The sequence below is a fragment of the Streptomyces sp. R-74717 genome (assembly GCF_047305335.1).
GTDB lineage: Bacteria > Actinomycetota > Actinomycetes > Streptomycetales > Streptomycetaceae > Streptomyces > Streptomyces atratus.
Map to the genome: position 1 here is coordinate 3145678 of NZ_CP102361.1, position 22163 is coordinate 3167840.

The window sequence follows — 22163 nt, forward strand, 5'->3', positions numbered from 1 at the left end:
TACCGGCAGATAAGGAACAGAGCGGTACAGCACGGAGAACCACCGTGAAATCTAAGGATCCCTCCGATGGTGTGCCATCGACAGCTGTCACGCATCCATTCCCGGGATCTCAGACATATGTCTGAAGGGGTGCGAGAATGGCCGGGTGAAGGGCGATTACCAGGAGCTGGTCGACGAGATCTCCGGGCTGCTCGGCGCCCCCGCGACGCTGGAGAACCGGGACTTCGGCCTGGTCGCCTTCGGCGCCCACGACAGCGACGACGACACGGCGATGGACCCGGTCCGCACCCGCTCGATCCTGACCCGGCGCTCCACGCCCGCGGTGCGCGCCTGGTTCGAGGGCTTCGGCATCGCCCGCGCCACCGGCCCGGTCCGTATTCCGGCCGCCCCGGAGGCCGGGGTGTTCCGGGGCCGTATCTGTCTGCCGGTACGCCATCGGGGTGTCGTGCTCGGTTACGTATGGCTGCTCGACGCGGACCCCGGGCCGACCGACGAGCAGCTGAAGGCGGCGATGGAAGTGGCGGCCCGGATCGGGGGGCTGCTCTCCGACGAGGCGCGGGCGGGCACGGATCTGTCCCGGGAGTTCGGTGCGGTCCTCACCGCCGGGCGGGGCTGGCAGCGCGACATGGCGGTGGCCGCGCTGCACGAGGCGCTGGGCCGGGACGCGGAGGGCCTGCACACGGTGGTGTGCGTGACCCCGTGGACCGACGATCCGCCATCGGTCCGTACGGTGTCCTCGGCATCGGCGCTGGCCTCGGTTCCGGCTCCCGGGGCCGCCGGGGTCCCCTCGCTGGCCGCGCTGATCCGGCTGCGCTCCAGCGATGTCCTCGACCCGGCGCTCACCGCCGCGGACCGGCTGCGTTCCTCCGCGGGCGGGTACGCCACCGCGGGGGTCGCGGTGCCCCGCCGGGGCCTGGCGGACCTGGCCGAGGCCTGGCACGAGGCGTCGGCCGCGGCCCGCGCGGCGGCGGCCGAGTCCCGCTTCGGCCCGGTCGCCGAATGGTCGGCGATCGGTCCGTACCGGCTGCTGACCGCGCTCCCCGCAGAAGCGGCCGCGGATCCCGCGGTCCGCGCCCTGCTCACCCCGCCGCACAAGGATCTGGCCCGCACCGCCGAGGTGTTCCTCGACTGCGCGGGCCAGGCGTCCCGTACGGCCACCGCACTCGGCATCCACCGCCAGACGCTCTACTACCGGCTCTCCCGGGTCCAGCAGCTCACCGGCCTCGATCTCAACGACGGCGAGGACCGGCTCCTGCTGCACATGACACTCAAGGGCGCGCGGCTCTGATCCCGCGCGCCGCCACCGGGCCCGACGCATCCGGTAGCCCCCATCAGCCCGTCGGCGTTCGCGGGCGCAGCCGTCGCCCCGGACCCCGGGCGCTCGGCCCGACCCGGACGCCGACTCCAGGCCCTTCCTAACGCACCCGTCCTTCGAGCACCACCTTCAGACCGTCCGTCAGATCCTGTGCGGACGGCGCCGATTCACTGTCCATCAGCCACTGCACCATCACACCCGCGAGCAGCGCCTGGCAGAACAGCCCGGCCACCCGCGCCTTCTCCGGGTCCGTCTCCGGGTCGATGCCGAGCATGTTCTGGGCGAGCCCGTCACGCCCCGCGCGCTGCGGGCCCGCCAGGGCCTTCTGCAGCTCCGGGTCCTCGTCGATCCGGGAGACGACCTCCATCTGGAGCTGCCAGACGGACCGGGTCTGCCCGTAGCTGTCGATCACCCGCTCCCAGGTGTCGCGGAACTGGTCGAGCGGCGACCGGGGCCCGCCGTCGCCGCCGTCCGTGTCCACGTCCGGCCGCTCGGTGAGCACATCGCCCCACTCCTCCGTCACCTTGAGGAAGGCGAGGTTGAGCAGGGCCTCCTTGGAGCCGTAGTGGTAGCCGATGGAGGCGAGGTTCGTACCGGAGGCGGCCACGATGTCGCGCGCCGTCGTCCGGGAGTACCCCTTCTCCAGCAGGCAGCGCTTGGCGCCTTCGAGCAGATCCTCACGGTGTCCCATGAAAGCAGCGTACCCGGCATGCAGACGCCTGTGTAAGACGCACGTCTAGATGCCGGGTACGCGGGGCCCTGGGCCGTCAGTCGGTCAGGTTCACCGTACGGGCCGATGCGGCACCGATCTCCGTGGAGATCTCGGTGAGAACCGACGCCGGGACGTCGTCGTCGACGGTGAGTACGACCAGCGCCTCGCCGCCCGCGTCCGTCCGCGAGACCTGCATGCCCGCGATGTTCAGACCGGCCTCGCCGAGGATCCGGCCGACCGTGCCGACGACACCGGGACGGTCCTCGTAACGCAGCACCACCATGTGGTCGGCCAGCGCCAGGTCCACGTCGTACTCGCCGACAGCTACGATCTTCTGGAGGTGCTTGGGGCCGGCCAGCGTGCCGGAGACCGCGACCTCCTCGCCGCCCGAGAGCGTGCCGCGGACGGTGACCACGTTGCGGTGGTCCGGCGACTCGGAGCTGGTGGTGAGGCGGACCTCGACACCGCGCTCCTGCGCGAAGAGCGGGGCATTCACATACGACACGGTCTCGTCGACCACGTCCTCGAAGACGCCCTTGAGCGCGGAGAGTTCGAGCACCTTGACGTCGTGCTGGGTGATCTCGCCGTACACCTCGACGTCGAGGCGGACCGCGACCTCGCCCGCGAGCGCCGTGAAGATCCGGCCGAGCTTCTCGGCGAGCGGCAGGCCCGGGCGTACGTCCTCGGCGATCACACCGCCCTGGACGTTGACCGCGTCCGGCACGAGCTCACCGGCGAGGGCGAGGCGCACGGACTTGGCGACCGCGATGCCCGCCTTCTCCTGGGCCTCGTCGGTGGAGGCGCCGAGGTGCGGGGTGCAGACGACCTGGTCGAACTCGAACAGCGGGGAGTCCGTGCAGGGCTCCTTCGTGTACACGTCGAGACCGGCGCCGGCGACCCGGCCCTCCTTGAGGGCGGAGGCGAGCGCCTCCTCGTCGACGATGCCACCGCGCGCGGCGTTGACGATACGCACCGAGGGCTTCACCTTGTGCAGCGCCTCGTCGCCGATCAGGCCCAGCGTCTCGGGGGTCTTGGGCAGGTGCACGGTGATGAAGTCGGCGACCTCGAGCAGCTCGTCCAGCGTAAGGAGCTTGACGCCCATCTGGGCGGCACGCGCGGGCTGCACATAGGGGTCGTACGCGACGATCTTCATACCGAAGGCCGACATGCGCTGAGCGACCAGTACACCGATGCGACCGAGGCCGACGACGCCGAGGATCTTCTCGCTCAGCTCGACGCCGGTGTACTTGGAGCGCTTCCACTCGCCGTTCTTGAGGGCGGTGTTGGCCTGCGGGATGTTGCGCGCGGTGGCGACCAGCAGACCGCAGGCCAGCTCGGCGGCGGTCACGATGTTGGAGGTCGGCGCGTTGACGACCATCACGCCGGCCTTGGTGGCGGCGGAGACGTCGACGTTGTCCAGACCGACGCCCGCGCGGGCGACGACCCTCAGCTTCTTCGCGGCGGCGATGGCCTCGGCGTCGACCTTGGTGGCGGAGCGCACCAGGATGGCGTCGACATCGGCGATCGCGGGGAGGAGCTCGGCGCGGTCCGCGCCGTTGCAGTGCCGGATTTCGAAATCCGGACCCAGGGCGTCAACCGTGGCAGGCGACAGCTCTTCAGCGATGAGTACGACAGGTTTCGAGCTCACGTGAGTCCTCACAAGTCCAGTGCGGACGGCCGTCCCGACGGCCGCAGGCGGTGGAGGGGCTTGCCGCGTGGAAGACGCACGACACTGTGGGCCTGACGCGTGTATGTGTGGAGAAGTGTAGTCATGCGCCAGGACGCATACTGCGCCCCGATGGAAGGATCACCCACACGGGGGTGGACGACTTGTACACACGTACGACGCCGCCTCTTCCAGCGGTGAAACAAGGGGGGAACACCGCGGGGGCGGGTCAGGAGACCCGCCCCCGGGGCGAACGGGTTACGCGTCCTCGTCGTTGACCCAGCTCATGAGCTTGCGCAGCTCACGGCCGGTGGTCTCCAGGAGGTGGTCGCTGTCCGCCTTCTTGTACTCGTTGTACTTGGGCAGACCGTTGTGGTACTCGGCCATCCAGTTCTTGGCGAAGGTGCCGTCCTGGATCTCCGCGAGGACCTTCTTCATCTCGGCCTTGGTGGCGTCCGTGATGATCCGCGGGCCGGTGACGTAGTCGCCCCACTCGGCGGTCTCCGAGATGGACCAGCGCATCTTCTCCAGGCCGCCCTCGTACATGAGGTCCACGATGAGCTTCAGCTCGTGCAGGCACTCGAAGTACGCGATCTCCGGCTGGTAACCGGCCTCGGTCAGGGTCTCGAAACCGGCCTTGACCAGGGCGGCGGTGCCACCGCAGAGGACGGCCTGCTCACCGAACAGGTCAGTCTCGGTCTCCTCGGTGAAGGTCGTCTTGATGACGCCGGCGCGGGTGCCGCCGATGCCCTTCGCGTACGACAGGGCGAGCGCCAGGCCGTTGCCCGAGGCGTCCTGCTCGACGGCCACGATGCACGGAACGCCGCGGCCCTCCTCGTACTGACGGCGGACCAGGTGGCCCGGGCCCTTCGGGGCGACCATGCAGACGTCGACATTGGCCGGCGGCTTGATGAAGTCGAAGCGGATGTTCAGGCCGTGGCCGAAGAACAGCGCGTCGCCGTCCTTGAGGTTGTCCTTGATGGACTCCTCGTAGACCTGGGCCTGGATCGGGTCCGGGACCAGGATCATGATGACGTCGGCCTCGGCGGCGGCCTCGGACGGGGTCACCACGCGCAGGCCCTGCTCCTCGGCCTTGGCCTTGGACTTGGAGCCCTCGTGCAGACCGACACGGACGTCGACACCCGAGTCGCGCAGCGACAGCGCGTGGGCGTGGCCCTGGCTGCCGTAGCCGATGACCGCGACCTTGCGGCCCTGGATGATGGACAGGTCGGCATCGTCGTCGTAGAACAGCTCGGCCACTGGGTCTCTCCTTGGTGTGCAGGTGTTGCGTCCCACCGTACGGCGGGGTGCGTCAGATACGTTTTCGGGTCTCGCCATACGAGCGGCGAAGTTGCGGTGCCTAGGCCGAACGGTCGAGGGCGCGCAGCGAACGGTCGGTGATCGAGCGCGCGCCGCGCCCTATGGCGATGGTGCCGGACTGGACCAGCTCCTTGATGCCGTACTGCTCCAGCATCTTGAGCATGGCCTCCAGCTTGTCGGCGCCGCCGGTCGCCTCGATCGTGACGGCCTCCGGGGAGACGTCCACGGTCTTGGCGCGGAACAGCTGAACGATCTCGACGATCTGGGAGCGGGTCTCGTTGTCGGCGCGGACCTTCACCAGGACGAGCTCACGCTGGATCGCAGCGGACGGCTCGAGTTCGACGATCTTCAGGACGTTCACCAGCTTGTTGAGCTGTTTGGTCACCTGCTCAAGCGGCAGGTCCTCGACATTGACGACGATGGTGATGCGCGAGATGTCGGGGTGTTCGGTGGTACCGACCGCGAGCGAGTCGATGTTGAAGCCGCGGCGGGAGAACAGGGCGGTGATCCGGGCGAGGACACCGGGCTTGTTCTCGACCAGGACGGAGAGCGTGTGCTTGGTGGACATGGAGTCGGTCTCTCTCTGTCTCTCAGTCGTCTTCGTTGTCGCCGAAGTCGGGGCGGACCCCGCGGGCGGCCATGACCTCGTCGTTGGAGGTGCCGGCGGCGACCATCGGCCACACCATGGCGTCCTCGTGGACGATGAAGTCGATCACGACGGGGCGGTCGTTGATGGAGTTGGCCTCTTCGATGACCTTGTCCAGGTCGGCCGGGTCCTCGCAGCGGATCGCGTGGCAGCCCATGGCCTCGGACAGCTTGACGAAGTCCGGGACGCGGGTGCCCTTCGCCGGGACGCCCTCGGTGTCGGCGCCGGAGTGCAGCACGGTGTTGGAGTACCGCTGGTTGTAGAACAGGGTCTGCCACTGGCGGACCATCCCGAGCGCCCCGTTGTTGATGATGGCGACCTTGATCGGGATGTTGTTGAGCGCGCAGGTGGTGAGTTCCTGGTTGGTCATCTGGAAGCAGCCGTCGCCGTCGATCGCCCAGACCGTACGGTCCGGCATGCCGGCCTTGGCACCCATCGCGGCCGGGACCGCGTAACCCATCGTTCCGGCGCCGCCGGAGTTCAGCCAGGTGGCGGGCTGCTCGTACTGGATGAAGTGCGAGGCCCACATCTGGTGCTGGCCGACGCCCGCCGCGAAGATCGTGCCCTCGGGGGCGAGCTGACCGATGCGCTGGATGACCTGCTGCGGCGAGAGGCTGCCGTCCTCGGGCAGGTCGTAGCCGAGCGGGTAGGTGTCGCGCCAGCGGTTGAGGTCCTTCCACCAGGCGTCGTAGTCACCGACGTGACCTTCGGTGTGCTCGGCCTGGACGGCCTGGACCAGGTCGGCCAGGACCTCGCGGGCATCGCCCACGATCGGGACGTCCGCGGCGCGGTTCTTGCCGATCTCTGCCGGGTCGATGTCGGCGTGGACGATCTTGGCGTACGGGGCGAAGCTGTCCAGCTTGCCGGTGACGCGGTCGTCGAATCGGGCTCCGAGGGCGACGATCAGGTCGGCCTTCTGCAGCGCGGTGACGGCGGTGACCGCACCGTGCATGCCCGGCATTCCGACGTGCAGCGGGTGGCTGTCGGGGAATGCGCCGAGCGCCATCAGTGTGGTGGTGACGGGCGCTCCGGTGAGCTCTGCGAGGACCTTCAGTTCGGCGGTGGCCCCCGCCTTGATAACACCGCCGCCGACGTACAGCACCGGGCGCTTGGCCCGGGTGATCAGCTTGGCGGCTTCGCGGATCTGCTTGGCGTGCGGCTTGGTGACCGGGCGGTAGCCGGGCAGGTCCTGGGTGGGCGGCCAGCTGAACGTGGTCTGCGCCTGCAGGGCGTCCTTGGCGATGTCGACGAGGACGGGGCCCGGACGGCCGGTGGAGGCGATGTGGAAGGCCTCGGCGATGGTGTGCGGGATGTCCTCGGCCTTGGTGACCAGGAAGTTGTGCTTGGTGACCGGCATCGTGATGCCGCAGATGTCTGCTTCCTGGAAGGCGTCCGTGCCGATGGCCTTGGAGGCGACCTGGCCGGTGATCGCGACCAGCGGGACGGAGTCCATGTGGGCGTCGGCGATCGGCGTGACCAGGTTGGTGGCGCCGGGGCCGGAGGTGGCCATGCAGACGCCGACCTTGCCGGTGGCCTGTGCGTAGCCGGTGGCGGCGTGTCCGGCGCCCTGCTCGTGACGGACCAGCACATGACGGACCCGGGTGGAGTCCATCATCGGGTCGTACGCCGGAAGGATGGCACCGCCGGGAATGCCGAATACCGTGTCGGCCCCCACCTCCTCAAGAGACCGGATGAGGGACTGCGCGCCCGTGACGTGCTCAACGGTGGCGGCGGGCGATCCGCCGTTACGGGCCCGCGGCTGGGGATGGTGGGCCCCGGTGGCCTGCTCGGTCATCGGCATTCTCTTCTCGAAGCTGAGGGTTTTTGCGGGTGTTTTACGAGGGTTTGCCTGGTGTTAGTGCAACAAAAAACCCCTCGTGCCGTGAGGCAAGCGAGGGGAGCGCGCCGGTGTGGTCTGCAGAGTGTCAGTGAGGGACTCTGCTTCAGCCGACGCGCTTTCCAAGTACGAGAATTCGGGTGCGCATGGCATTGACCCTCTCTCCGACGCATACAACGTGTCAAGTGGGTGGGACGGGCATCTCAACATGTGAGCCGCTGAGGAGTGGGATCGAGCCGCCGGCCAGGACCGGCTGGGCGGTGGCACTGCCGGGCACCGGAAACTCGCCGCGGGCCAGGGCGCGGCGCAGCCGGTACTCGTCGAGCGGCCCGGAGAAGGCCATTCCCTGACCGTGCGTACAGCCCATGGCGCGCAGCGCGAGAACCTGCTCCGGTACGTCGACACCATCGGCCACGGACTGCATGCCGAGGTCGCAGGCGATACGCAGGAGGCCGCTGGTGATCTTGTGCAGCCGGGCGGATTCCACGACACCCTCGACGAGACCGCGGTCCAGTTTCAGTACGTCGATGGGAAGCCGACGCAGGGCGTTGATCGCGGCGTATCCACTGCCGAAGCCGTCGAGCGCGATGCGGACACCGAGTCGGCGCAGCGCGATGAGACGCTGTTCGAGTTCGTCGAAGGAGATCCGGGGGTCGCTGTCGGCGACCTCGATCATCAGGGCGCCGGAGGGCAGGCTGTGCCGGGTGAGCAGCGCCTCGACGGAGCCGAACGGCATCCCCTTGTCGAGCAGCCTGCGGGCGGAGAGCCGAACGGCGACGGAGACCGGATGGCCGGCCCTGGCCCGGTCGGCGGCCTGCTCGACGGCCTCTTCGAGGAGCCAGCGGCCGAGTTCGGCGGTGCGGTCGCTGTCCTCGGCGACGCGAAGGAATTCGGCCGGGGTGAACAGGATGCCCTGGGCGGAGCGCCAGCGGGCCTGGGCGGCGACGGCGGCGACGGTGCCGCTGGCGAGATGCACCACGGGCTGGTGGAGCAGGGCGAACTCGCCGTCGCGCAGAGCGGTGCGCAGCCGGGCCGCCAGCTCGGAGCGGCGTACGACTTCGGCCTGCATCTGCGGGGCGTACAGCTCGACGCGGTTCTTGCCGCCCGCCTTGGCGCGGTACATGGCGAGGTCGGCGTTGCGCATGAGGTCGCTCGGAGAGATGCCGGGCTCGGCGAAGGCGACCCCGATGGACGCTGCGACCCGGACATCGCCGGTGCCGATGCGGTACGGCTGGGAGAGGGTGAGGCGCAGCCGGTCGGCGATCTCGTGGACCTGGCATTCCCGGGCGGACTGCTCACGGATGCCGTCGCCGAGGATGATGGCCGCGAATTCGTCACCGCCGAGGCGGGCCGCCGTGTCGCCGGCCCGTACGGATTCGTGGAGGCGGCGGGCGGCCTGGATGAGGAGCTCGTCGCCCGCCTGGTGGCCGAGGCGGTCATTGACCGCCTTGAAGCCGTCGAGGTCGATGAAGAGCACGGCGGTGCCGGGGTCGCCGGAGCGGCGGCCGCCGAGTGCCTGGCGCACCCGCTCGGTGAACAGGGCGCGGTTGGGCAGGTCGGTGAGCGGGTCGTGCTCGGCATTGTGCTGCAACTGGGCCTGCAGCCGCACCCGTTCGGTCACATCGCGGCTGTTGAGGATCAGCCCGCCCTGGTGGCGGTTGACCGTGGATTCGACATTGAGCCAGTCGCCCGTGCCGGATCTGAAACGGCACTCGATCCGGGTGGTGGGCTCCTCCCCCGGAGAGGCGGCGAGGAACCGGCGTACCTCGTGGACCACCCGCCCCAGGTCCTCGGGGTGGATGATCGAGGCGAGCTCGGCACCGACCAGGTCGTCGGCATCGCGCCCGTACACCCCCGCGGCGGCGGGGCTGACGTAGCGCAGGACGCCGGTGGGGGCGGCGATCATGATGACATCGCTGGAGCCCTGCACCAGGGAGCGGAAGTGGTTCTCCTTCTGTGCCAGCTCCTGGGTGAGGGCGATGTTGTCGACGAGCATGATGCCCTGCCGGACGACCAGGGCGAGCACCACTGTGCAGCCGGTGAAGACCACGACGCGGTCCACCCTGCGGCCCTCGGTGACGTTGTAGAGAATGCCGAGAGTGCAGACGGCGGCGGCGAGATACGGCGTCAGCGCGGCCAGCGATCCCGCGATGGGCCGGCTGGTGGGGCGCGGCGCGCCCCGTGGCGGGAAGGCGTTGTCCTTTGCGCTGTTCGCGCCCCAGGGTGCGTACGCGAGGAGCAGGGAACCGGCGAACCAGCCCGCGTCCAGCAACTGGCCGGAGTGGTAGGTCTGGCGCAGCAGCGGGGAGGTGAACAGGGCGTCGGACAGGACCGTCAGGGCGAGTGCGGCAACGGCGGTGTTCGCCGCGGAGCGGTTGCTGTTGGACCGCCGGAAGTGCAGGGCCAGCACCATGGAGACAAGCACGATGTCGAGCAGCGGATAGGCCAGCGCGAGCGCCGCGCGGGCCACGCTCGCGCCCTCGGCATCCACGAGATGCGCGGTATGGGCGAGGGCGAGGCTCCAGGAGAGCGTAAGGAGCGATCCGCCGATCAGCCAGGAGTCCAGCGCGAGACAGAACCATCCGGCCCGGGTGACGGGGCGTTTGGCGAGGACGAGCAGCCCGACGATGGCGGGTGGTGCGAAGCAGAGGTAGAAGACATCGGCGAGGGAGGGGCTGGGCACCGGGCGCCCGAGCACGACCTCGTACCAGCCCCAGACCGCATTGCCTCCTGCGGCCATGAGCGAGGAGAGCGCGAACAGCAGCCAGGCGGGCCGGAACCGGTCGCCGCCGGTCCGCGCGTAGAGGAAGCACGAGACGGCCGCGACCAGCGCGGCGGCGCTGAGGCCGAGATCCCCCATGATGAGCGCCAGTTCCGAAGAACCCCAGCCGAGGGCCGCCCCCACCGCGTAACCGCCGCAGACGAGGCCGACCAGGACCTGCAGGACCAGTGCGGATGCGCCGCCGGTGGTGGACCGCCGTGAGAGCAACGCCTCGAGGGCGCCGGCCGGCGCGCTCACCGGGGCGCACCCGACGCCGCCGGGTGCGCACGCACCCGGCGCCCGACCGGGGCCTGTTCCGGGTTTCCCGTTGTCGGGCTCGTCCAAGAGCGTCCAGTACGAGGACGGCCCTCCGCCCGGCGATCGCACGCACCGGATGCCGTGTCGCCCGCCCTCCGGGCGGACGACGGGAAACCCGGAACAGGCCCCGGTCGCCGTCGGCTGCCCTGCGGTGCCGGATCGTTCACCCCTCGGCCGTACATCGCCCGTCGCCCCCTCGCGTGTTGCGTCCTCCCCGGCGCAGTCCCTTCCTCGGCTCAGCGCCCCTTTCGGGACGATACACCAGACCAGTCACTCAGGGACATAGTTTATCTACTCTCCGTGACGATCAGAGGGCCTGTCGGAACGTTACGCAGTCGTACGGACCCGCAGCGTGGTCAGCCGGTGGTGCGTACGACGTTCTGCACCGGCTCCCCTATGGCGAAACGGTTCAGCTGTCCGGCCACCAGACGCTTGGCGCGCGGCTCGAATGCCGAGGTGCTGCCGCCCACATGAGGAGTGATCAGGACGTTCGGAGCATGCCAGAGGGGATGACCGGCGGGCAGCGGTTCCGGGTCGGTGACATCGAGGGCGGCACGCAGCCGACCGGACTCGAGTTCGAGCAGCAGCGACTTGGTGTCGACGACGCCGCCCCGTGCGACGTTCACGAGCAGCGCTCCGTCCCGCATCGCGGCAAGGAACTCCGCGCTCACCAGCCCTTGGGTGGACGGGTTCAGCGGGGTGGACAGCACGACGACGTCGGCTTCGGGCAGGAGTGCGGGCAGGTCGTCGAGTGTGTGTACGGGGCCGCGTGCTGTTGTCCGTGCAGAGCGCGCGACGCGCGCCACCCGCGCGCACTCGAAGGGTTCGAGCCGGTCCTCGATGGCGGCCCCGATGGATCCGTACCCCACGATCAGCACGGACTTGTCGGCGAGCGCGGGGTAGAAGCCGGCCCGCCACTCCTCCTTGTCCTGGCCGTGGACGAACCCGGGGAAGCCGCGCAGGGAGGCGAGGATCAGGGCGAGGGCGAGCTCCGCGGTCGACGCCTCGTGGACCCCCTTGGCATTGCACAGCCGCACCCCGGCCGGCAGCAGACCGAGCCCCGGCTCGACATGGTCGATGCCCGCGGTGAGCGTCTGCACGATCTGGACCTGTGCCATGCCGGCGAGCGGACGGACCGCGACCTGGGAACCCTTCATGTACGGCACGACGTAGAAGGCGCAGTGGGCCGGGTCGGCCGGGTAATCCTGCGCACCGTCCCAGAAGTGGTAGTTGAGACCCTCGGGGAGTCCTTCGATCTCGTCGGCGGGAAACGGCATCCATACGTCGGGAGTCTTCGTCGAAGTCATGGCCAGGAGGCTAATCCCCGGGAGGCTGCGCGAGGGGCGGCGGCCGGCAGAGGTTACTTTGGGGTGCGGTGTGGTCCCGTGACGGCGGGGCCGAGGTCCTGTCGTCACGGGACCTTAGGGAGGGTTCGGGGAGTTGGAGCGCAGGAGTCTCGGTGCGGCGGCGCTCGCCGTGGGTGCGGTCGGTCTTGGCTGTATGCCGATGAACTGGGCGTACAGCGCGTCGCAGCAGCGCGGTGACCGTGCGTTGCGTGCCGTGCACGCCGCGCTCGACGCGGGCGTCCAACTGCTCGACACGGCCGACATGTACGGCCCCTTCACCAATGAGCTGCTGGTGGGCCGGGCGCTGAAGGGCCGCAGGTCCGATGCCTTCGTCTCCACCAAGTGCGGGCTGCTGGTGGGCGATCAGCACATCGTCGCCAATGGCCGCCCCGGCTATGTGCGGCGGGCCTGTGACGCCTCGCTGCGGCGGCTGCAGACCGATGTGATCGATCTGTACCAGCTGCACCGGGCCGATCCCGAGGTGCCGGTCGAGGAGACCTGGGGCGCGATGGCGGAGCTGGTGACCGCCGGAAAGGTGCGAGCGCTCGGACTCTGTGCGGTCGGGGCGCGGGCTTCACGTCGGCCGGGTGCCCGAATGCATGACGAAACGATCCGTCAGCTGGAGCGGGTGCAACAGGTCTTCCCGGTGAGCGCGGTGCAGGCGGAGCTGTCGGTCTGGTCGCCGGAGGCGCTGGAGTCGTTGCTTCCGTGGTGCTCGGCTCGGGGTGTGGGGCTGCTTGCGGCGATGCCCCTGGGGAACGGCTATCTGACGGGCACGCTGACCCCGGGACAGGGCTTCGAGCCCGACGACCTGCGGGCCAGGCATCCGCGGTTCACGGCCGAGATGATGGCGGCGAACCAGCCGGTGGTGGTCGGGCTGCGGCGGATCGCGGAGCGGCACGGGGCGACCGTGGCGCAGGTGGCGCTGGCCTGGGTGCTGCGGCAGGGGCCGCACGTGGTGCCGGTGCCGGGGACCAAGCGGGAGCGGTGGGCGGTGGAGAACGCGGGGGCGGCCGGGCTGACGCTGACCGCGCAGGATCTCGTGGAGATCGCCCGGCTGCCCCCGGCGCGGGGGTCGTGGGACTGACCTCCGGCCCCGCATCCGTGATCACCGACCGAGAAAACCGGCGGGCATCGGGTACCCGGGGCGGGGCCGCGGTGTAGGAACAGTAGTCGGGTGGCCGTCGAAGGGATCGGTGCTGTGCGCGGTGTTCTGTTCGGATCTGTACAAGGCCCTGCGGGTCGTCGGGGGCGGCACCGAGGCATGCGTCACGCAGCGGTGGCCGTGCTGGCCACGGGCACGCTGCTGCTGACCGCGGGGTGTTCCTCGGGGAACGGTTCCGGCGGTGCGGCGGGCGTCGGGCACATGCCGTCGCCGTCCCGCCCCTCCCCTGCCGCCTCGGGCCCGTCGGCCTCCCCGTCCGCGCCGGTGGCCCTGCCACCGGCGAAGGGCTCGGTGGAGGTGGTCTCCACGCTCACCGAGGGCCTCGACTCGCCGTGGGGGCTGGCGGAGCTGCCCGGCGGCGACCTGCTGGTCTCCTCGCGCGACAAGGGCACGATCACCCGGATCGACGGGAAGAGCGGCAAGAAGACCCTGCTGGGCGCCGTGCCCGGGGTGTCGCCCGGTGGGGAGGGAGGGCTGCTGGGGATCGCGGTCTCCCCCACGTACGGTTCGGACCATCTGGTGTACGCGTACTTCACGACCGAGTCCGACAACCGCATCGCGCGCATGCAGTACGACGAGAACGGTACGACGCCCGGCCGGCTGCTGGGTGCACCGGACACGATTCTGCGGGGCATCCCGAAGGGCTCGATCCACAACGGCGGGCGGATCGCCTTCGGCCCGGATCACATGCTGTACGCGGGCACCGGGGAGACGGGGGACACCGGGCTCGCGCAGGACAAGAAGTCGCTGGCCGGCAAGATCCTGCGGATGACCCCGGACGGCCAGCCGCTGCACGGCAATCCGGAAGCCGACTCCGTGGTGTATTCGTACGGGCACCGCAATGTGCAGGGGCTGGCCTGGGACGGGCAGAAGCAGCTGTGGGCGTCCGAATTCGGGCAGGACACCTGGGACGAGCTGAACCTGATCGAGCCGGGTGGGAATTATGGCTGGCCGGAGGTCGAGGGCAAGGCGGGAAAGCCGGGCTTCATCGATCCCGTGGCACAGTGGAAGCCGTCCGAAGCGTCCCCGAGCGGGATCGCCTTCGCCAAGGGTTCGATCTGGATGGCGGGCCTGCGCGGTAAGCGGCTCTGGAGGATTCCGCTGTCCGGCAAGGAATCCCTGGCGGCCCCGCAATCGTTCCTGAAGGGGAAGTACGGGCGTCTGCGCACGGTGCTTGCCGCGGGCGGCAACAAGCTCTGGCTGGTCACGAGCAATACGGACACCCGTGGCACCCCGAAGCCGGGAGACGACAGGATCCTGGTGCTGGAGGTGCGGTAGCGGCTACAGCAGGCGAAAGGGCGTGCGACCGGTGTTCAACTTCTTCGAGGAACTCTTCGCGCCGGGCCGTAAGCATGCCGCCGAGGAGCAGAAGCGGCTGGAGCTGACCCGGGTGGATCTCGGTGTCGGCGACCCTGGGCGCGGGCCGATAGACCTGGCCTCCGGAAAGGTGATCGTCAAGGCGTCCGGTACCGACGGCGGTCCTGGGGCGGACCGTGGCGCGACAGACGCGATACCGGACCCGGACCGGGCAGCGGACGACCTCGATGAGGCGTCCGGGCCGGATACCGATACCCCGGACGCTCCGGAGGCCGGTCCGGACGCGCGGCCGTAGGCGGGTCGGACGCCCCCGGTATCAGGAGGCGTTCCGGGCCGGGTACAGGCGGAGCCGATGGGCCAGGGCGGCCGCCTCACCGCGACTGGAGACGCCGAGCTTGGCGAGAATGTTGGAGACGTGCACGCTCGCGGTCTTGGGTGAGATGTAGAGCTCCTCGGCGATCCTGCGGTTGGTGTGACCGGCTGCGACGAGACGGTGCACATCCTGTTCGCGTCGCGTCAGCCCGAAGGACTCCACCGCGGCTGCTGCCGCCTCGCGCAGGTGGTCCTCGGTCTGATCCCGGTTCGCCGCCCCCTCTGTGATGCCGTCCTGGGCGGGGACGGTGACGGCGACCGGTATCTCCTGGGCGGTGCCGTGGGCCGGGGACCGCTCGGAGGTGGTGAGGGCGATGCGGGCGCGTCCGGCCAGCAGCTCGATGGTCTCGGTCAGCGGGCGCGCGCCGAGTCGCCCGGCGGTGCGGTGGGCCTCGCGCAGCAGGGTGGTGGCCGCGGACCGGTCGCCGGCGGCGATGAGAAGGGCCTCGGCCCAGCGGTGGCGGATCTGTGCCAGCTCGTACGGGCGGTGCAGGGGGCCGAATGCGGTGGCGGCGCGGGACCAGTGGTCGGGGGTGTCGTGACCCTCCGCCCGGGCCAGCTCGGCATCGACCAGGAGTCCGTAGGCGGCCCAGATGGGAATGAGCATCGGCAGCCGTTTCAGGTGGGTCCGGATACCGGCGAGGATCGCAGGCCGGCCGGGTTCGGCGGCGGGCAGACCCCGGGCGTCGGCCTCGGCAGCGGCGGCGACATGGAGCAGCGGCAGGGCATACCGCTGCGTGCCGGGCGGGAAGCCCTGCTCCGCCTGCGCCTCGAACGCGGCCCGCGCCTCGGGGAGACGCCCCTGCTGCACGGCGAGGATCACGGCGTGGCGTACGGGGTTGATGAGGTGCTGGGGCTGCGGGTCGCGGGAGCCGAAGCAGCGTCGGGTCAGGGCGAGTTGAATCTCCGCCTCGGACAGGTCGCCCTGGGCGAGGGCCAGTTCGGTACGGCGTGAGGCGACGAGCCCTTGCGCCTTGCTGGACTGGGCGGCGCGGGCCGCCGCGTCGGTGGTCGCACGGCTCTCGTCCCAGTGGCCGAGGGAGAAGAACGAGGTCGCCTGGTTGCAGCGGACCCATGCCTCCATGTCGGCGATGCCGTGGCTGCGACTGATGTCGATGCCGTGGTCCGCGGCGGCCACGGCCTCCAGGGAGCGGCCCATGGATTCGAGGGCGGAGGGGAGGTTGATGCCGGCCCGGCTCATGATGCCGACCAGGTGCAGTTCATCGGCGCGGTCGCGGACCGCGTACATCTCGGCGATGCCCCCGTCGACACTGCCCGCGTCGGCGCTGAGCCAGCCACGGGTGAGCCTGGCGTGCAGTTCGATGTACTCGTCACCGACGAGCCGGGCGTACTCCACGGCCCGGTCGACGGCTTGCAGCGTCTCGGCGCCCGGGCGGTGCAAGGCCCCCCATCCCGCCACGCTCATCAGCACATCGGCATGCACGACGGACGGGGGCAGGCCGCGTACGAGCTCCTGGGCGGTGGCCAGTTCCTGCCATCCGTCGCCACGGGTGAGGTCCTGCATCAGCCGGGAGCGCTGGACCCAGAACCAGGCGGCGCGCAGCGGGTCGTCCTCGCCGTCCAGGACGCGCATGGCCTTCTTGGCGATGGCCAGGGCCCGTTCGCGTTCGCCGCCGAACCGGGCGGCGACGGTGGCCTCGGCCATCAGGTCGAGATAGCGCAACGGGGTGGTGTCGGGGTCGCAGCCGCAAACCGGGTAGCTCTCTGCGTAGTCGATGGGGCGCAGGGTGCGGCGCACGTCATCGGGGGCGTCGTCCCACAGCTCCATCGCCCTTTCCAGCAGACGGAGTTGCTCGGAGAACGCGTAGCGGCGGCGGGCCTCGACCGAGGCCTTCAGTACGGCGGGCAGGGCCTTGGCGGCATCGTGTGCGCCGTACCAGTAGCTGGCGAGCCGGGTGGCCCGTTCACCGGCGCGGACGAGGGTGGGATCGATCTCCAGGGCTTCCGCATAGCGCCGGTTGAGCCGAGAGCGCTCGCCGGGCAGCAGATCGTCGCTGACGGCCTCGCGGACCAGGGAGTGCCGGAAGCGGTAGCCGTTGCCCTCCGGGGTGGTGAGCAGCAGGTTGGCTCCGACGGCCGCCCGCAGCGCCTCGATGAGTTCGTCCTCGGTGAGCCGGGCGACCGCGGCCAGCAGTTCGTACTCGACGGTGGAGCCGCCCTCGGCGACGATCCGGGCGATCTTCTGGGCGTCGTCGGGGAGCGCTTCGACGCGGACAAGCAGCAGGTCGCGCAGCGAGTCGGAGAGTCGGGAGCGGTCGCCGCTCTCCAGGCTGCAGGCGAGTTCCTCGACGAAGAAGGCGTTGCCGTCGGAGCGTTCGAAGATCTCGTCCACCAGGGCTGCCTCGGGGGTGGCGGCGAGGATGCCGGTGAGCTGGCGGCGTACCTCGGCGCGGTTGAAGCGGGCGAGTTCGATCCGCAGGACGGTACGGAGCCGGTCCAGTTCGGCGAGGAGGGGGCGCAGGGGGTGGCGGCGGTGGATGTCGTCGGAGCGGTAGGTGCCGATCACGACGAGGCGGCCGCTGCGCACGGTGCGGAAGAGATAGGCGAGGAGATGCCGGGTGGAGGCGTCGGCCCAGTGCAGGTCCTCCAGGACGAGGACGACGGCGCGCTGCGCCGAGATGCGCTCCAGGAGTCTGGCGGTGAGTTCGAAGAGGCGGGCGGTGCTGTGCTCGTCGGTGGCGTCCCGGTCGGCCTCGCCGAGTTCGGGGAGCAGCCGGGCCAGTTCACCCTCCTGCCCGGCGCAGGCGGCAGCCATCTCGTCGGGCAGGGTGCGGCGCAGGGCGCGCAGGGCGGTGGAGAACGGGGCGTAGGGCAGGCCGTCGGCACCGACCTCGACGCAGCCGCCGACGGCGACGACGGCCTCGCGGCGCGCCGCCGCCGCGAGGAACTCCTCGATCAGCCGCGTCTTTCCGACGCCCGCCTCGCCACCGATGAGCAGCGCCTGCGGCTCGCCGCCGGGGCGGTCGGCCCGGCCGGTGTCCTCTGCGGTGGCGCGGGTGAGCGCCTCGACGAGCGAGGCGAATTCACCTGCGCGGCCGACGAACACGGGACTGACGGACCTGGTCTCCACGTCGCCGAGCATCGCACATGGGTCCGACGGTGCGGGCCCCAGAATCGGATCGTCCGGCATCGCGAGGCCGTCACACGACTACTACGCGGCGTGGACGAACCAGTTCCGGTCCGTACTCACCGGCCCCTCGGCCTCCTTGCGTACGGATTCACGGGCAGCCCTGCGGACGGCGCGGCGGGCCCGACGGACCTCCCCGGCAAGCCGCTCCTGCTCGGCACGGCGCCGCAGTTCGATCGCGTTCAGCTTGTGGAGTTCGAGCATGTACATGTGCTTCTCCCTGAGGACGACGGCCCGTTGGGGCCTGGGGGGGCGGCAGTGCTTCTGCCGTGCCCCCACTGTCGTCTCCCAGGGGGTGTCGCCGCATCGGGCGAGTTCCGCATCTTCGCGGGGTGGGGGGCCTTAGCCGGGTGCGGGCACTGCCGCACCCGGGCCGGGCCGCCCGGGTGGATGCCTTAGACCGACCGGCAAATGGGGGGTGGGAGAAGGAGCGGGGCTGGGTGCGTGCAGCTGCAAGGCGGAGGATTGAGACAGATGGGGTCTCCCCTGCTCGAGCGCAGCCGAGAGCTTGGGGAAGGAGCCATGGTGATTGACGACAACGCGGCAGATGCGCGTGCCCAGCCCCGCGACGCCGCCCCCCATTTGCCGGTCGGTCCTAGACGGCCGTAGGGCGGTACGTACTCACTGGGCGGTCGGCAGAGCGAAGATGAGGTCGAAGTACATGCCGGCGGAGATCACCAAGCCGAGGACACCGAGCGCGATGCCGGCGGTCGCGACGGCACGCACCCAGCCGGGCTGTGGATGCGGGGAGGGTGCGCCGAAGGCAGGGCGGACCAGGGCGAAGACGCCGACCAGCAGGGCGAGCAGTGCGAAGAGGCCGTTGACCAGCGCGGTGGAGTGCCAGGCGTCGCCGTAGATCTCCGAGATCTGCTGGGCCGCGGTGCCACCGCTCGAGGTCTTGATCTGCCCGATCAGGGTCTCGCGCTCGGCGGCGACCTTGCCGGTCCAGGACCCGCTCAGCGCGACGACACCGAGACCGGCGGCGGCCACGGCCGCAGCGGCCGATGCGAGTCCGGACGACTCCTTGCCGGAGTCGTCGAAGTCGGGGTCCGTGAAGTCGGAGTCGTCATCGGAGTCCTTGAAGGCGGCATCCGGATCGTCCTGGGCGGGGTCCGGGGCGGAGCCCGCCCCGGCGTCGTCGGCCACCGTGGGCTCTCCCTCGGCTTCGGCCGCCCCCTTGTCGAGGCTGTACGCCGCGTCCTTGGCGGTGTTCTCCCCGGCCACGGTCTCCTCGGCGTCGAGAACAGCGGGAGCGGCGGGGCCAGTGGGAGTGGTGGGGTTCTTGGGAGTTCCGGGGTTCATGTCCCGCACGCTAGGCGGCCCGTATGAGAACCTTCTTAACGCCCGTCGCCGGCCGGTCCCCCCTGCCCCGGCCTCAGGCCTTCTGCGCGCGCCACTCCCGGGCCAGTACGGACCAGATCTCCGAGTCGTGCCGCTCGCCGCGGTACAGGTAGTTCTCGCGCAGCACCCCGTCGCGTGTCATACCGAGCCGCTTGGCCACGGCGATGCTTCGGGTGTTCGCGGCGGACGCGTCCCACTCCACGCGGTGCATGCCGCGCTCGTACACCGCCCAGTCGATCAGCTTCCGTACCGCCCGGGTGACCAGGCCACGCCCCTCCCCCGCCGGCTCCAGCCAGCAGCCGACCTCGCAGTTCCCGGATTCCGTGTCGAAGATCCGGAACAGGACACCGCCGACGAGCGTGCCGTCCAGCCAGATGCCGTAGAGGCGCCCCGTGTCGGCCGCCTGCTTCTCCGCGTACCGCCGGAGCAGGGCGCGCGCCGAGTCCAGGTCGGTGGCGAACGAGGCGAAGGGGATCCAGGGGTCGACGATCTCGCGGGCCCGGTCCATATGGGCGAGGAACTCCGCCGCCTGCCAGATCTCCAGCGGACGCAGTTCCGCTCCGTCGTCGCCCAGGGATATCGCGAACATCATGCTCCTTCTCGAATCGCTTCCACCGCTTGCACTGCCTGCGCAGTTTCCACCGGTTCCACCGGTTTCGCTGCCTTCGGGATTTTCCCATGCGGCGCGCGGCACTCCGGAGGCTCGATGCTGATCCGCGGCAGCCGCCGGTCCAGCCAGCGCGGCAGCCACCAGTTCGCTCCGCCCAGCAGATGCATCAGGGCGGGGACCAGCAGCGTACGGAGAACGAAGGCATCGAGCGCGACCGCCGCGGCGAGCGCGATTCCGAACATGGCGATGACCCGGTCCCCGCTGAGGACGAAGGCGAGGAAGACCGAAATCATGATCACGGCCGCGGAGTTGATCACGCGGCTGGTCTCGGCGAGGCCGACCCGCACCGCCCGCCGGTTGTCACCGGTCTCCAGCCACTCCTCGTGCATCCGCCCGACCAGGAACACCTGGTAGTCCATGGAGAGCCCGAAGAGTACGGACACCATGATGACCGGCAGGAACGGTTCGATGGGCCCCGAGCTGCCCAGCCCCAGCAGCTCGCTCCCCCACCCCCACTGGAAGATCGCGACAACGACTCCGAACGAGGAGGCGACGGCCGCCACATTCATCGCGGCGGCCTTCAGCGGAATGCCGATCGACCGGAAGGCCAGCAGCAGGAGCAGACAGCCGAGCCCTATGACGACGCCGATGAAGAGCGGGAGCTTGCCGATGATGATCCGGGCGAAGTCGTCGTAGCCGGCCGTCACACCGCCCACATGGGCCCGGAGCGAGGTGTTCGCCTCGGCCTGCGGGAGGACGTCCGTACGCAGCCGGCCGACGAGCGCGCTGGTCTCCTGCGACTGCGGTGACGACTTCGGCACAACGGAGATGAAGGCCGCACTGCCGCTGTTGTTGTACGTGACCGGGCCCACCGAGGCCACGCCGTCGGTGGCTCGCAGGACGTCCGGCAGGCCGTCCATCGCCAGCCGGTCGTCCGCGCCGTCGAGCTGTGCGGCGATCGTCAGCGGGCCGTTGACGCCCGGTCCGAATCCGTCGGCCAGCAGGCCGTACGCCTGACGGGTGGTCGACGAGGAGGGGTTGTTGCCCTGGTCGGACGTGCCCAGATGCAGGGAGAACGTGGGCAGCGCGAGGACCAGCATCACCACGGCGGCGCACGCCCCGAGCAGCTTGGGGTGGCGTTCGACGAACGCGGACCAGCGGGCGGCGAAGCCGGTGGGCAGTTCGGGCTGCGGCCCGCGCTCGGCGAGCCTTCTGCGCTCGCGCCGGCTCAGCGCCCGCATGCCGATGAAGGACAGCAGTGCGGGCAGCAGGGTCACGGAGGCGGCCACGGTCAGGACGACGGTGAGCGAGGCGGCGATCGCCACACCGTTGAGGAACCCGAGCCGCAGGATCAGCATGCCGAGCAGCGCTGTACAGACGGTGGCTCCGGCGAAGACGACGGCCCGCCCGGTCGTCGCGACGGCGTTCTGCGCCGCCTCGGCGACGGTCATGCCTCTGCGCAGTCCTCTGCGGTGCCGGGTGACGATGAACAGCGCGTAGTCGATGCCGACGCCGAGCCCTATCAGCATGCCCAGCATGGGGGCGAAGTCGGCGACGGTCATCACATGGCCCAGCAGCACGATGCCCGCGTACGCCGTGCCGACGGAGACGAGAGCAGTGGCGATGGGCAGCATGCTGGCGGCGAGCGAGCCGAAGGCGAGGAACAGGACGACCGCTGCGACGACGACCCCGATGGCCTCGCTGAAGTGGACGGACGGCGCCTCGGTGAGGGCGACGGCCGGGCCGCCCAGTTCCACCTGGAGATGGTCGCCGGCGGCAGCCTTCGCTGTGTCGACGACCGCCCGGGCCTGCTGCACCGGGATGTCGTCGGACTGCTGGTCGAAGGTGACCGTGGCGTAGGCGATGTGTCCGTCCTCGCTGATCCGACCGGCGCCGGACGCCCCGTACGGCCCGGTGACGGCGCCGACACCGGGCAGTTCCTCGACCGCGTGCAGGGTCCGGGTCATCGTCTGCCGGACATCGGCGGCCCGCACGGTGGAGTCGGTGGTGTGCCAGACAATGGTGTCCGTGTCACCGCCGAGGTCCGTGAAACCACTCTTGAGGAGCTCGGCGGCCCGGCCGGACTCCGTACCGGGCACGTCGTAGTCGTTGGAGTAGGCAGAACCCGCGAAGCCCGCCGCGGTGGCTGCGCCGCCGAGAGCGAAGAACCAGATGAGGACGGCGACGAGGCGGTGCCTGATGCACCAGCGGGCAATGGCGGCCAACGGACGTGCTCCCTGAGGGTTCGTGGATCTTCACCGGGACAAAACATGAATTACCCGCAAAGAA

Annotated in this window: 16 protein-coding genes; 4 read left to right on the plus strand and 12 right to left on the minus strand. The window is 70.2% G+C overall.

What is annotated here, in order from left to right; translation table 11 throughout:
* Nucleotides 1-145 precede the first annotated feature (145 nt).
* Complete coding sequence (locus NRF20_RS14080; RefSeq protein WP_413752659.1) at nt 146-1288, plus strand: PucR family transcriptional regulator; 1143 nt, start codon at nt 146-148, stop codon at nt 1286-1288.
* A 127-nt stretch (nt 1289-1415) separates the two neighbouring features.
* Here the strand turns inward: NRF20_RS14080 and NRF20_RS14085 are convergent, their stop codons facing one another.
* The 7 genes from NRF20_RS14085 to NRF20_RS14115 all read right to left on the minus strand — a co-directional run bounded on the left by NRF20_RS14085 (nt 1416) and on the right by NRF20_RS14115 (nt 11882).
* Nucleotides 1416-2006, minus strand: a complete 591-nt coding sequence (locus NRF20_RS14085) for a TetR/AcrR family transcriptional regulator (RefSeq protein WP_413752660.1) — start codon at nt 2004-2006, stop codon at nt 1416-1418.
* A 76-nt stretch (nt 2007-2082) separates the two neighbouring features.
* Nucleotides 2083-3675 carry a phosphoglycerate dehydrogenase gene (gene serA / locus NRF20_RS14090; protein WP_398630355.1) on the minus strand — a complete coding sequence of 531 codons (1593 nt, stop codon included), beginning with the start codon at nt 3673-3675 and terminating at the stop codon, nt 2083-2085.
* 276 nt (nt 3676-3951) lie between these two features.
* Nucleotides 3952-4953, minus strand: coding sequence for a ketol-acid reductoisomerase (gene ilvC / locus NRF20_RS14095; RefSeq protein WP_037690024.1), 1002 nt, complete (start codon nt 4951-4953; stop codon nt 3952-3954).
* A 100-nt stretch (nt 4954-5053) separates the two neighbouring features.
* Nucleotides 5054-5581, minus strand: a complete 528-nt coding sequence (ilvN, locus tag NRF20_RS14100; RefSeq protein ID WP_018102507.1) for an acetolactate synthase small subunit — start codon at nt 5579-5581, stop codon at nt 5054-5056.
* Nucleotides 5582-5603: 22 nt separating this feature from the next.
* Nucleotides 5604-7460 carry an acetolactate synthase large subunit gene (locus NRF20_RS14105; RefSeq protein WP_398630356.1) on the minus strand — a complete coding sequence of 619 codons (1857 nt, stop codon included), beginning with the start codon at nt 7458-7460 and terminating at the stop codon, nt 5604-5606.
* Between the two features lie 217 nt (nt 7461-7677).
* Nucleotides 7678-10515 (minus strand): putative bifunctional diguanylate cyclase/phosphodiesterase, encoded by a 2838-nt coding sequence (locus NRF20_RS14110; RefSeq protein ID WP_398630357.1) that lies wholly within the window; start codon nt 10513-10515, stop codon nt 7678-7680.
* 416 nt (nt 10516-10931) lie between these two features.
* Nucleotides 10932-11882, minus strand: a complete 951-nt coding sequence (locus tag NRF20_RS14115) for a 2-hydroxyacid dehydrogenase (RefSeq protein ID WP_398630358.1) — start codon at nt 11880-11882, stop codon at nt 10932-10934.
* A 169-nt stretch (nt 11883-12051) separates the two neighbouring features.
* Between NRF20_RS14115 and NRF20_RS14120 the strand changes: the two genes are divergently transcribed.
* The 3 genes from NRF20_RS14120 to NRF20_RS14130 all read left to right on the plus strand — a co-directional run bounded on the left by NRF20_RS14120 (nt 12052) and on the right by NRF20_RS14130 (nt 14698).
* Nucleotides 12052-13008 (plus strand): aldo/keto reductase, encoded by a 957-nt coding sequence (locus NRF20_RS14120; protein WP_398630426.1) that lies wholly within the window; start codon nt 12052-12054, stop codon nt 13006-13008.
* A 177-nt stretch (nt 13009-13185) separates the two neighbouring features.
* A complete protein-coding gene (locus NRF20_RS14125) occupies nt 13186-14364 on the plus strand; it encodes a PQQ-dependent sugar dehydrogenase (RefSeq protein ID WP_398630359.1) in 1179 nt (392 codons plus the stop codon).
* A gap of 31 nt (nt 14365-14395) precedes the next feature.
* Entirely contained in the window at nt 14396-14698 is a 303-nt protein-coding gene (locus NRF20_RS14130; RefSeq protein ID WP_398630427.1) for a DUF6191 domain-containing protein, read from the plus strand.
* 21 nt (nt 14699-14719) lie between these two features.
* Here the strand turns inward: NRF20_RS14130 and NRF20_RS14135 are convergent, their stop codons facing one another.
* The 5 genes from NRF20_RS14135 to NRF20_RS14155 all read right to left on the minus strand — a co-directional run bounded on the left by NRF20_RS14135 (nt 14720) and on the right by NRF20_RS14155 (nt 22099).
* Nucleotides 14720-17878, minus strand: coding sequence for a helix-turn-helix transcriptional regulator (locus NRF20_RS14135; RefSeq protein WP_413752661.1), 3159 nt, complete (start codon nt 17876-17878; stop codon nt 14720-14722).
* 69 nt (nt 17879-17947) lie between these two features.
* Nucleotides 17948-18133 carry a hypothetical protein gene (locus NRF20_RS14140; protein WP_398630361.1) on the minus strand — a complete coding sequence of 62 codons (186 nt, stop codon included), beginning with the start codon at nt 18131-18133 and terminating at the stop codon, nt 17948-17950.
* Nucleotides 18134-18544: 411 nt separating this feature from the next.
* Nucleotides 18545-19225, minus strand: a complete 681-nt coding sequence (locus NRF20_RS14145) for a hypothetical protein (RefSeq protein WP_398630362.1) — start codon at nt 19223-19225, stop codon at nt 18545-18547.
* Nucleotides 19226-19298: 73 nt separating this feature from the next.
* On the minus strand, nt 19299-19853 hold the full coding sequence (locus tag NRF20_RS14150; protein WP_266357675.1) for a GNAT family N-acetyltransferase: 555 nt from the start codon (nt 19851-19853) through the stop codon (nt 19299-19301).
* Nucleotides 19853-22099, minus strand: coding sequence for an MMPL family transporter (locus tag NRF20_RS14155; RefSeq protein ID WP_413752662.1), 2247 nt, complete (start codon nt 22097-22099; stop codon nt 19853-19855). The genes NRF20_RS14150 and NRF20_RS14155 overlap by 1 nt, the downstream gene beginning before the upstream one ends.
* Between the last annotated feature and the right edge of the window lie 64 nt (nt 22100-22163).